The following is a 12,307-nucleotide window of genomic DNA, read 5'->3' on the forward strand; positions in this document are numbered from 1 at the left end:
GAGCCGTATCCGATGTCTGCTGCCTGTTCATATCGCGTCCGTTGAACGCTTCCTACGAGACAGTACCGAAATCAGATCGGGCTAAACACATACCACCTACGTCAACCGGCTGGTTGACGCTGGCGTCCTCGAGGCGACGACTGACGACCAACCACGGACGTATGTCGCTCGTGACATCGACCTGACCATCACAGCTGCCGAGGGGACCCGAGAATACACGATCACGCCAGTTCTCATCGATGCCGTCGGGCGCCGCACGACCGACGATGACATCGATACATACATCGATCGGCACGGAATCGCGGGCCTCGCGACGGCACTCACCTATACCGTCGACCGGGAGCAAGGGAAGGTCACCCACCAGCTGATGGCCCGTGATCTCGATATCTCCCCGCTCGCGGCCGAGATCATCCTCCAAGCGCTTCGGCCCATTGTCCACGAGCACTTCGATATCGAGGGGGCAGGCGCGTCGGTCGCGGATATCGAGGGTGTCGATCGAGACGTTGCCGGCGACGACGCGTGAGCGCCATCCATATCGCTGATACCGGTCTGTTCGTCGCGATGGGGCAACCGTCGAACCGTCGGTATCAGGTCGTCCGAACGTTTGCACGCCGGAACGACATGACGTTCGTCCTCCCGGAACGTGTCTACGACGAACTGACCGTCAACGCGCCCGACGTCGAGACACCGCCGGTCGACACGGCAATCGACGAAGGGTGGGCCCGAGTCGCAGCCCCGTTGGGATACACGAACGCACTAGTCTCTCGGACGATGGACGGTGTGCAGCGATACATCGCGAACGCTGATGACCGCCCTGCCGACGAGATCGAACGTGCGGATCCAGCGCTGGCAGGGGTCGCCGCTCAAGCGTTCGTCGACGAGACCGCTGACCACGCTTACATCTACACGACGGATACCCTCGCTGGAGAAGGGGCTGAGAATGTCTTCGCCAGTGAGGGCTACGGCGATTCAGCATTTTCGAGGTGGAGCTTCCGGCCTCAAGGAGCGAACGGAGTGAGCGAGTAGGCCTGAGAGGGAACCGACATAGTAAGACAAAAATGCCACACTGCGACCACTTGACTCCGAATGCTTAAGAACCGTCGAAGTTAAATCTGAAACATGGAGGTCCGGCGAACCGCGTCCGTCAAACTCGTCGTCCCCGACGAGCGCCGCGACGACCTCCACGAATCCGCCCGGCAGTTCCTTCACTGCGCCAACCGTGCCGCCGAGTTCTGCTGGTCCGACCGCTCGTACACTGAGTGTGTCACAGCAAATACGACGGCACGGAATGCGCTCTATGAGGACCTCCGAGACGAAACCGACCTCACCGCGAACCTCGTTCAGGAAGCCATTCGACGCGCTGTCCAAGCCGTCAAAGGATGCGTCGAACGGTGGAAACAAGCAAAACGAGTGAGCCAACCGGAGTTCACGTCGTGGAGTATGCTCTACGACAAGCGGAGCGCCACGTTCTATCGGAGCAAAGTCTCGCTCTCGACTGTCAACGGACGTGTCGAGTGTGACTTTGAACTCCCCTCGGACAGCCCCACACCATACGAACGGTACGTGCTATCAGAGGAGTTTGAGTTCCGTGCAAGCACGCTCCAGTACGACGCCGTGGACGACGAGTTCTACTTCCACATCACCACGAGGAAGTACGACTCTAAAGGAGACGACGGTGGGGACGGAGAGGTTTCGGCAGATACTGAGCACCAAACAGTGCTCGGTATCGACCTCGGCGTTAACAGTCTCGCCGTCTCCTCCACCGGGTGCTTTTGGCACGGAGACGACTACGACCACTGGTGTCGCGAGTTCGAGAAGCGACGTGGCGAGATGCAACAGCGAGGGACGCAAGCCGCTCACAACGCCCTGCTTCGCCTCGGCAAACGCGAAAAAGCATGGCGGAAACAGTACATCCACACGGTCGCTAATGAAGTCGTCACGGAGACCGTCGAACACGACTGCGACGTAATCGTGTTCGAGGACTTGACCGATATTCGAGAGCGACTTCCACAGGCGAAGTGGCACCACATATGGGCGTTCCGACGCTTGTTCGAGTACGTCTCCTACAAAGCCCCGGAGAAGGGTATCTCCGTGGAACAAGTCGAGCCGAACCACACGTCCCAACGTTGTTCTCGAACGGACTGTGGGTTCACGCACGACGGTAACCGCTACGGCGAACACTTTGAGTGCCAAAAGTGCGGCTACGAGGTGAACGCGGACTACAACGCAGCGAAGAACATCGGGACGCGGTACGCTCGAAAGCGGATACACAGACTCCGTTCCTCGCCCACGTCGGGGAGCGGAGACGCACCAGTAGACGTGCGTGTGAATGGTGGGACGTTGAACGGCGAGAGTTACCGGCCTATTGCCGGGGACTGACTGCCGGGAGTCTACATCAAAGCCCCACCCTATAGGACCGAGGCGCGTAGCGCCGAGGGAGTAGGGTGGGGTAGTTTACTCACGTACGTGAACGGCTTTCGCTTCGTCGAAGATCTTTTCGAGTAGGCCGCTCCTCGTTGGGTCTGCACACCGGTCACTGCGGAGCAAAATTCGATATCAGCCCGCCAGCGATGGCCGTTACCGTCTCGAAAGCCCTCGGCCGTTCACGGCGCGAAGCGCCGTTAGCTCGGGAGAGCTCGTTCTCCCGTTGCTCGACATCCCGCGATCCACGCTGCGCTCCTCGTACCTGCGGTGCTTGCGGAGTCGGGGGACGTTCACGGCGTTTTGCGCCGTGAGCTCGGGAGACGTCGTCTCCCGGTGACCGAGACAACCTCGCCCTTTCTGAGTCCACCAGGATATCGGCTGTGTCACTGCGCGTCGAGCCCGGTTGAACAGGTTCTTTGTTACGGCACGCCCCGCTCGCCGCTTCCGCCCTCCGCATCACTCGCGACCGACCATTCCGGGCATGCGGCGAGCAAGCTCGCCGTTCCGGGCTGAAATGAATCTGCTCTCGACGCCAGCATTAAGCGCGTTTTCGGTTGCGCCCCTCGCGGGTTTTCGCGTTCCAGCACTTTAGGCCACTCCGCGCGGCGAGTCACACCACGACTCGCCGTGCTCATGACCGTCGCGCTGGACACGGACCCGCAGTCCGGGCCGGACACGAGAAACGGCTTAAAGCTGGCCGCTCGCTCTGGGCGGGTCGGCGCGCGGTTCTGGTTGGATGACTCCCCGAGGCGCTCTCGCTCGCGCCCCAAGGGGCGCTCACGAAGGCGCGAGCGAGAGCGCACATGGTGGATGAGTCGGTCGACGTCGAGAGCCACGGCTGGAGAGTCGTGGTGTCGGAAGAAGACGCCGGGTGAGCGCCTTCGGTGTAAACAGCGATGTCAAGTAAGAATTCAGTCAGTAAGGTCGTTTCGGTCGATGAGCAGGCATACGAACAGGCGGGCGCTCGAGCGGAGCGCGACTCCGACGCGGAGTACGTCGTCGACGAAACCCCGGAGTTCCGGGCAACGGTCGAGATGGAGATCCAGGCAAAGGTCGATGCAAACCACCCTGATGGAATCGTCGACACGAGCGAAGATCGGATCTATGGCGCGACCCTGGCTCAAGAAGAGCGCATTCGAGCTCGAGAAAAAGAACTCGAGCGCATCAGTGCTCAGGCCGAGTTCGGTCAGCAGAACGGACGAGCACGACGAACTCGAAAGACGGTCGAGTCGATGCGTCGTAAGCAGCGGCAGTCAGAACGTCGGGTAGATCCCCGTGAGAAACTCGAGCGCGAGCAGTTGGCGGAGGTCAATCAGCAGGCACAGCGGTTGTCCGACAACGTCACAGGAGGCTACAGTCAGGCGGTCATCGCAAAGCGGATCGCAAGTCGCATCCTCGAGGGGACAGCGTTGTTCGAGGCCGTGATGGAGACGAAAGAAGAGTTGCTTCACGAAGCAGGGACGATTGTCCCGATCGGGAAACTCGAGGAGATCAATCGCGGCGAGGTCAGCGTCGAAGGTCGTGTTCTCGAGTTGTGGGACGCCTCGAGTCCGGCGATTCAGCAGGTCGGGCTGATCGAAGACGAGACGGGAAGGACGAAGCTGACAAGTTGGGAGGCCTCTCAGGCACCGTGGATCGAAGAAGGCGAGCACGTGCGCATTCGCGGGGCAGCGAAAAACTGGTACCAGGGACGCGTCTCACTGGCAATCACCGGGTGGACTACGATCCACTTCCCGGAGCGCGGCCGCTGGTGGGAAGCGTAGCCAACGTGTCTCCCCTTCATTTTTGCTGTGTGCCGGACCAACCCGAACCCCGCCACCCCACCCTCCGCTCCGTGCTCGCTCTCTGCGTTCGCTGCGCGCGCAGCCACGACCTCACTTACCTATCTAAAATTTATCCGGTAAACCGGGGGAATCGGTACGCATCCCGAGCAGGTTTATCCCGCCCCCAGAGGGGTGCGGGCGCATGAGCGCCTAAGATGTAAAAAATGACATATGGCGACGATTTCATCTGCGATATTTGCGGAGACTGCTTCGAGACAAAGAATGAATTAGGAGGTCACGTTAGTGGACATCGTCATAGAATATCAGACGAACAGCTACTGACCGAACTTGAACGTCTCGGCGATGAGTTGGGTCGTTCACCAACAATCAGTGAGATGGACGAATTGGGGGCCTACGCAGCAGGTACATACAAAGACCATTTTGACAGCTGGACAAACGCGCTCCAGTTGGTTGGGTATGAACCAATTAAAGAATATCGTGTTTCCAAAGAAGCGATCCTTGACGATATAGCCAGCTTAGCAGATGCACTCGGGAAGCCACCGACGGCTTCTGAAATGCGATTGAAAGGAAAGTATTCGGTTAAACTCGCTCAGAACCATTTTGGTAGTTGGAATAAAGCGTTACAAGCCGCCGGATACGATCCTCACCACCGACATCGAATCTCCGATGAGGCATTACTTGAAGAACTTCATCGGCTTGTTGACGAGTTAGACAAAGTGCCGACTGCCCAAGAAATGAGGGATCACGGCCAATATTCGCAACGTCCTTATTTCCGTCGGTGGGACAGTTGGCAGGCTGCTATTCAAGCAGCAGAGTACGAACCAGTCGGCTACCCTTCTGGTCCAAAGAATCATAAATGGAAAGAACAATCGGGACATGACTGGTGTGGATACGGTGATAACTGGAGGGAGCAACGGTTGAAGGCTCTCAAACGCGACGATTTTACCTGTCAAACGCCCGGTTGTGAGAGGACCCAGAAAGAACACCGTGAAGAATTTGCGGTAGGTCTCAACGTTCATCATATCCGGCCTCTCAGTACGTTTGGCGAAACCGAAAGCGAAGTCGACTTTGAGCGAGCTAATCAATTAGAGAACCTTGTAACGGTCTGTGTTGAACACCATTACCTATGGGAGCGTGCCTCACCACTTCGGTTAGATACGCGGTAAGCAAACTTCTGGTCTGACAATCAGGACCTTTTCAGGAGATTAGCGGTAAACTGAGCCGAACCCGATTCAAATCCTGCAACGCCCATCATTCTGCGTGACGCTCAGGAGTCACACGACGGCGTCGACTTCCTTATAAAGAAGCCGCCCGCTTCGCGCGAGAGTTCATCACGTCGCGTGATGGGGGTCGCCTCCGTCATGGGATTCGCCGGAGCAAACCACTCCGTGCAGCAACATAACGCTGGCGCAACGTTCGGCCGGAGAAGACGATATCAGACGACGATCACACGGATACCTGACGCGACGAGAAAGTGTTTACAGGGGTTCGCCAACCTGAGGGCAGAGTATGGACTGTTCCAACTGCGGGTACGAACTCACGATTTCGGAAGTTCGCGAAGCGGGCACCGAGAGCCCAAATTGCGGGGCGAATCCCGCTCGAGATGACCGCCCCTAGCTATTCTTGCCCTCAATTAAACACCCAAGTCGGCGGTACCTCAACCCGAGGATCGAGTCTGTGACGAATCCTGGATGCTGAGATCAATGGAACTCTGCTGCGTATCGAGAAGTATCGAGGTAAAGGTGGATCGGAGAGCCGCAGTGTGTAGTAGCGGGTTATCGTACCGGCCACCACCTGCTTGACTCCTCGTCGGCCCGCTGGTCATTTGCCTGTTCGCCGGGTGCCTTTATCGCGTCGTCGGTGACGTCACACTTGATAGTCGCAGGACCAGTGGTCGGCGAGGAATTTTCTTCCTCCTCGTCGTTTCCGGTCCAGTCACTATCGACCGGCCTCCCCACAGAAGTGGACTCCGGGAACCGTACCAAACGGTAGTACAGGCGGGCAAGCACGTATATGGGGAAAGAAAGAACACCAGCTACCAGTGTTGCCTCAAGAAACGGCGCGCCGACTCTCACGAAGAGCGTCACGAAGAGGAGGAAAACTGCACTTCCGGCGATAAGAGAGCGCGTTTCCCTTCTCTCTTCGACCTCATTTGGTAGACTCCTCGAACCCATGTCTGCGAAATTGTAGAACCGGTCCGGGAGAATCGGGGCCAATGGATAAACGAGAAGCAGCGCTGCAGCGTAGACTCCACCAGCCGCGGCGAGAGCCACGAAGGCAATCGGAATGCCCAGAATGAGCATCACGAACGCCCAGGCAAGGAATCCGACGACGAAACTCTCCGACGCGACCACGCCACCCCAAAACGGAAGGAGAAATACAAAGATTCCCGCTGTCACGGCAAGGGCAGCTACCCGCATTTCCAAGAGACTCAACTCCTCAGGATCAGCAGCCTCTACGTCGCCTGTCTCGCCGTCGGTCGGTAGATAGTCTCCAATATTATGAATCCCGTACTTGAACGCTGACTCCCTGTTTTCCCGCGATCCACCCGGGATGCGATGCCCGTGGACCCGTTCGTGACAATCTCGGCACAGCGTAGTTAGATTCGAGTATTCGTGAGACCCGCCCTTCGACACGGGCACCTTGTGGTGAGCATGCAGTTCGGCGTCCCCTCGATGACCGCCGCGTGCACCACAATCTTGACACGTATGATTATCCCGACGATAGACCTCGCGTCGTCTCGTGTCCCAGTCGTCTGGATATTTCCCCATTCACCCCAAGTGACTAGACTAGTTGTTAAAAAATACTATCATAGAACCATTCACACAGTGGGAGCGAAAAAGCAGATCGACACCTCTACTAAACGACATCGACCGTAGATCGTACAAGCGTTCGATCCGTGGGTCCGTGGCTACGTGGTGTATTCGGCAAGGGAGTGGTTTGCACTGTCGCTGATCCACTTCCCGATCTGGATCAGATCAAACGTTTCGATAGAGGTGTTGAGTCCGTCGTCGACCTGTTCTCGTATTGGATTGGCGAGGCTATCGACAGAAATTGCGGTTAGGGTATGCTGGGTGAGGAAATAACTGGTCGCCAGACTCGTTGGAGTGACGACGATGACGTCCGATCCGTCAACGTCTGCAAGTACACGTTCAGCCTCTCGCCGCTGGTGAACAGTCGCATCGAGGTCGTTAACGGGGAAGAGGATGCTTGCATCCCCGTATTCGATATGTGCCTCAGCCGACCTGAAATGCCCTTTGGGCATAATTGTGTAACGATATATTCCCAATATGCATTAGTATTGTGGTAGGGGAACTTCTCATACCACTTTACCGCACGCGTTCCCGGAGTTTGACTATCTCGCCCTCCAATCGATCGATATGCCCCGCAATCTCTACGATTGTACAGCCACAGAACTCGCCACACAACCCGTCGAGCACCTTCCTCACGACACGCCACCGAGTGACGCCGCCGCGTGGCTCGACACGAACGGCTACGACGCCGCCCCGGTCTACCGGGGTGACGACCCCGTCGGCTTCGTCCACATCGATGACATCACCACCGACACCAACGGCGACGCCCTCAACGACCACCTCACGCCGCTCACTATCGACCACCTGATTAGCGGGGATGCCGCGTTCACCACTGTTCTCTCCGCACTCATCGAAACCCCCTTCTACTTCCTCGGTGGCCACAACAACGTCAGCGGCATCCTCACCCGCGCCGATCTCAACACCGCTCCCGCACGCATCTACCTCTTCGACCGGATCACGTACCTCGAAGAACATCTCCGCGAACTCATCCTCAGCGAAGCGCCGGACTGGAAGGACACCCCGATCACTCGAGACGAACTCGAAGCCATCGAAGACCGGCACGCGGATGCGCAAGCTGCTAACGTCGCTCTGGACGAGATTCACTATGCGCAGTTTTCGACGCTCGCAACCGTCGTGACCAGCGTCGAAGCCTGCTGGCAGACCTGCGGCTTTACGACGAAAGGCGCGGCAGACACCGCTTTGCACGAAATCACCGACCTCCGCAACGACGTCGCCCACGCCAACCTGCTCGTCGAAAACACGGAGAGCAACGAGTTCCTCAGCAGTGGCCGCACGACGGAAAACCTCTATACCACCCTCGAAACTATCCACGACGTCCTTACGAACCTCCAAAACGCGGGGTACGATCCAGGAACGACGAGCGAATCACCGGTCTGACCGAAGAGAGCAGCGGGGAGTCCGCGTCGATACGAAAATCACGCAGACGACAACGCTGCGAAGAACATGGACTGCAGTCCACTATCACCGCCGACCGCGCTGTCCCTGTTCATCAGGCACCATCTTCGGTGTACAGCCGCGTGACGGTCGTGTCCGAGCGGATCGTCACCTGGGGTTCGTCGTCGAACGTTCCGATCTCGACGTTCTCGAGGGGGTACCACGCGCCTTCGTCGACCATCGGCGGGTCCTCGTTTGCCCACGAGACGAATCGGATCGTCCCGGATCTATCCTCGAGGACGCCGGCTTGGTGCTGCGTGTCGTGGAGGTCGTCCCAGAGCAGTTTTACTTTCGCAGTCATCGTCGTCAGTTCGTCCTGTTCGTCTTCTGGATGGAGTGCAGCGACCACCGATCGCTCGTCGACGTACTCGCTAATCTTGTCGAGAAACGGAGATCGATGGCCGCGACGCGTCAGGACGTGAAGCTGATCCTGGGTCCGGGTGAGTGCGACGTAGAGAAGGCGGCGCTCCTCGGCGCGCGTGTTCGTCCGGATCGGTTGGACGGGCTCGAGCAGCGAATCATCGCGCTTCTCCGCGGGGAATCCGTACGCGCCGGTGGCGACGTTGGCGAGAATGACACAGCCGGCCTGTCGCCCCTTCGCCTGGTGAACAGAGAAGACGGAGGCGCCGGCGTCCGGATCGAACTCGCGGTCGAACCGGCCGGACATCGAATCGGGGCGGTACGTCTCGTCGCCCTTCCCGTCGTACGGGATGTCCCGCCGCTCGAGTTCCGCCTTGATGCGATCCGTGAACGGCGCGCCGGCGTCGTACCGGCACAGGACCATCACGTCGCCGGGTTCGTGCCCGGAAGCGATCGCCTCCTCGACGAGGTCGGCAGTGTACTGACCGACCCGGCGTTCGTACGCCTCCTGTGTGTACCCGTCCAACACGTGCAGTTGGGGCTCCGTGTCACGGCCGGATTCGGCGACGACCTGCTTGTCGATCTGGGATGGATTCTCACCGATCAGCGCATTGCCTGCCTCGAGGACCGGTTCCGGACACCGGTAGTTCTTCACGAGACGCGTCCGGGTCGCCGGCATGACGTGCTCGTCAAATTCGACGAAATACTCGACCTCCGCCCCTTGGAACGAGTAGATGCTCTGCCAGTCGTCGCCCACGCAAAAGAGGTGGACGTCGCCGTTCGACCCGACGAGGCGCTCGATGAGTTCGATCTGGTCGGCGGAAACGTCCTGGAATTCGTCGACGAGCAGGTGATCGAACTGCTCGCGGAACGCCTCCGGATTCGCATCGACGGCGTCGATCGCCTCGTGGATCATGTCGTCGAAATCCACCAGCCCGCTCTCGGAGAGGTGAGCGTTGTACCGCTCGAGCACGATCGCGCCGCAGCGACCGAAGTGGTACTGGCGCGGCTTCCGGCGCGTGAGTCGCCGGCGGATGTCCTCGGGATCGAGCCCGAAGGTTTTGGCGTTCTGGACGAACGAGACGAGCGATTCCTTGATATCGCGTTCACGCTCGTTGTACGCGACGGTCTCGTCGACGAACTCCTCGAAGCTCATCGGATCGAGGTCGACACCGGCCTCGAGCAATCGGTACTCGAGGCCCCGTTCGAGTAGCCCGGCGTCGTGTTCGAACTCGTAGGTCTCGATCAGGTCGTAGTCGCACGTCGCGTGGAACTGGTCGCGGGCCCAGGCGAGTTTCTCGCGGTACTCGTCGGTCGACCAGGTGAACCACGGGGCGACTGTGCCGGCTTCGTCGATCCCCCAGTGTTCGATGTAAAGGTCGTACTCGGGAAGGTAAAAGTCGGGCCGGTACTCGCCCTTCTGCGGATCCGAGTCGGCCCACGCGGCGATCGACTCGTACTGGTAGTCGACGCGGTGCGTGAACAGGAAATCCGCGATGACGCGCTCCGCCCGAGACTCTACATCTTCGCCGCACAGCGTCGTGTACGTCTCGTCGCGCCGAGCGGCGACGTACTCCGCTTTGGAGTCGAACGCCGTCTCGCCCGGATCGGTGTGGTCGTAGTGGAACAGAAATCGCGTGTAGTGCTCGTCGAACGTGCTGTTCGTGTCGAGTTCCTCGCGGAGAACGGTGTCGACGACGTTGTAGAGGTCCTGGCGATCGGCGACGTCCAGGTGGTCCCCGGCGGCCTCGCGTGCGATTTCGTAGGCGAACGAGTGAATCGTGCGGACGTCGGCGTCGGTGATCCCGAACTCGGCTTCCAGTCGCTGTTCCATCTCGCGAGCGGCCTCGCGGGTGTACGTGAGGGCGACGATGCGATGTGGCGGGGTGCCCTCGGCGACAAGGTAGGCGACGCGGTAGACGAGCGCGAGCGTCTTCCCGGTCCCGGCGGCGGCGACGACCTGGTTGCACACGTCGTCGCGGACGATCGCCACCCGCTGCTCGCGGTTCAGGTCGTTGCCGGCGTCGTCGATGTCCGAGAACAACGCGTCGTACTCGCGGCACTGTCGGTCGACGAACCGCTCGTTGTATCCCTCGAGGTGCGCTTCAACCTGGCGAAGCGTCTCCCGAATGGATGCGAGGCGCTCGCGGTCCGACTCCGGGAGGACGCTCGCGTCGTGTTCCGCGGTGAACGCCTCGACGTCGGCCGAGAGAGTTGCGAGGCGGGAGTCGATTTCCCGTCGCGTGACGCGGTCGAGGTAGGTTTGGTATTCGAGAAGTGGCTGCGTGTCCGCGCGAAAGGCCTCGTAGGCTGGCGCAAAATCGGCGATCCACGAATCGTACGCGGACTTCGCATCGAGAAACGTCCGAGACCGGTGGAGATGTCGATCGAGAGTGGCGAGTTCGTGGAGTTCGTCCACGGACAGATAGTCTCGTGCCACGTAGTCGCCGTCGTCGGCCGGGCGAGACGTGAGAAAACCGTTCAGTTCGTGACGGGCACGCTCGAGTTCGGCTGCCACCGCATCGCGTTCGCGCTCGACATCGAGTGACTGGATTCCGGCGTCTGTCGATCGACTGGCGATCGTCGTGCGGCAGGCCAGGGACTCGACACTGCTGACCACGGCATCGAATTCGGCCTCGACCGCCGCTCGTCGACGTTCGTGGCGTTCGCGGCGTTCGGCGACGGAGCCACCGAGTCGCTCGTGGGCCCACGACGGCAACAGTCGCCAGAGAAGCCCGTGGCGTTCGTCGTCGAGTTTCGCCTCGACGCCCTTCCAGACCATACCGTCCTGCAGATGTTCCGCTAGCGATCTCTATCTTTCGGCAGCCAGATACGTCGCCGTGCCCGAACGCTGAGCGGGCGAACTGTTTGGCGGAGTCGGCGCGGCCACACCTGGTCTTCTATGTCGCTCTCGGCGTCATCGTTCGGCAGAGGGACAGCCCATCAGATACGGGCGCAACGACGAGTACTTCGAGTAGCGGTGGGTGAATGACCCTCTCGTCTCGATGATGCGGAACCGCTGGTCGGGAACCATCGGGACGAGGGATTTATTCGTAGTCGCTCTTCTGTAGGAGATTGTTGGTACTGCTCAACTGTCGCTCGGAAATCGAAGAGAGCAAGGACACCGCGTCAGCGGTGTCCGTTAGGCATGATTCCGCTCGATGTGTTTGGGTCGGAATCGGTCGCAGCGGACCTGTTACAGCAGGTTCGCTGGTGTAACGGTGTTACTTGCCCTCGCTGCCGTTCTGACCTGACGGTCAAGAGTACGACCAGGACAAACCGCCGGTGTTCACGATCGTCGATCGCGGCACCGGCGAGCGATACGTGATCCCAGCGAAATCAGCCGACGAATCGACGATTCGGCTCCTTCTCGCAATAGTGATTAACGCAACTTCTGGATGAATCCGTCGAGGTGATTTTCGATCCAGGAGCCTGCGAAACTCAGCTGATCGGTCAACTTCGTGAAAATCT

At 59.4% G+C, this 12,307-nt stretch carries 8 protein-coding genes and 2 pseudogenes; 7 read left to right on the plus strand and 3 right to left on the minus strand.

The genetic code is table 11. From position 1 onward, the window contains the following. Window positions 1-94 precede the first annotated feature (94 nt). From GRS80_RS14015 to GRS80_RS14040, 5 genes and pseudogenes are all read left to right on the plus strand, one after another. Window positions 95-523: pseudogene (locus GRS80_RS14015) on the plus strand (ArsR family transcriptional regulator); the annotation flags it as partial. Beyond that, complete coding sequence (locus tag GRS80_RS14020) at window positions 520-1,026, plus strand: hypothetical protein (RefSeq protein WP_343161588.1); 507 nt, start codon at window positions 520-522, stop codon at window positions 1,024-1,026. The pseudogene GRS80_RS14015 and the gene GRS80_RS14020, both read left to right, overlap by 4 nt. 93 nt (window positions 1,027-1,119) lie before the next feature. After that, window positions 1,120-2,379, plus strand: coding sequence for an RNA-guided endonuclease TnpB family protein (locus GRS80_RS14025; protein WP_160048107.1), 1,260 nt, complete (start codon window positions 1,120-1,122; stop codon window positions 2,377-2,379). Between the two features lie 941 nt (window positions 2,380-3,320). Next, window positions 3,321-4,187: an OB-fold nucleic acid binding domain-containing protein gene (locus tag GRS80_RS14035; RefSeq protein ID WP_160048108.1), complete on the plus strand. Its 867-nt coding sequence runs from the start codon at window positions 3,321-3,323 to the stop codon at window positions 4,185-4,187. 224 nt (window positions 4,188-4,411) lie between these two features. Further along, a complete protein-coding gene (locus tag GRS80_RS14040) occupies window positions 4,412-5,374 on the plus strand; it encodes an HNH endonuclease (RefSeq protein ID WP_235019751.1) in 963 nt (320 codons plus the stop codon). 609 nt (window positions 5,375-5,983) lie between these two features. On the opposite strand, the gene GRS80_RS14045 is transcribed toward GRS80_RS14040, so the two are convergent. Both GRS80_RS14045 and GRS80_RS14050 read right to left on the minus strand, forming a co-directional pair. After that, entirely contained in the window at window positions 5,984-6,979 is a 996-nt protein-coding gene (locus GRS80_RS14045; protein WP_160048109.1) for an HNH endonuclease, read from the minus strand. 140 nt (window positions 6,980-7,119) lie between these two features. Continuing rightward, window positions 7,120-7,473, minus strand: coding sequence for a hypothetical protein (locus tag GRS80_RS14050; RefSeq protein ID WP_160048110.1), 354 nt, complete (start codon window positions 7,471-7,473; stop codon window positions 7,120-7,122). Between the two features lie 115 nt (window positions 7,474-7,588). Between GRS80_RS14050 and GRS80_RS14055 the strand changes: the two genes are divergently transcribed. Then, a complete protein-coding gene (locus GRS80_RS14055; RefSeq protein WP_160048111.1) occupies window positions 7,589-8,419 on the plus strand; it encodes a CBS domain-containing protein in 831 nt (276 codons plus the stop codon). A gap of 112 nt (window positions 8,420-8,531) precedes the next feature. Here GRS80_RS14055 and GRS80_RS14060 read toward each other — a convergent pair whose 3' ends face one another. Further along, window positions 8,532-11,618: a UvrD-helicase domain-containing protein gene (locus GRS80_RS14060; RefSeq protein WP_160048112.1), complete on the minus strand. Its 3,087-nt coding sequence runs from the start codon at window positions 11,616-11,618 to the stop codon at window positions 8,532-8,534. A gap of 366 nt (window positions 11,619-11,984) precedes the next feature. Between GRS80_RS14060 and GRS80_RS14065 the strand changes: the two are divergent. Further along, window positions 11,985-12,211, plus strand: a pseudogene (locus tag GRS80_RS14065) (transposase); the annotation flags it as partial. Window positions 12,212-12,307 lie beyond the last annotated feature (96 nt).

The organism is Natrialba sp. INN-245 (assembly GCF_009807105.1).
GTDB classification, from domain to species: domain Archaea; phylum Halobacteriota; class Halobacteria; order Halobacteriales; family Natrialbaceae; genus Natrarchaeobius; species Natrarchaeobius swarupiae.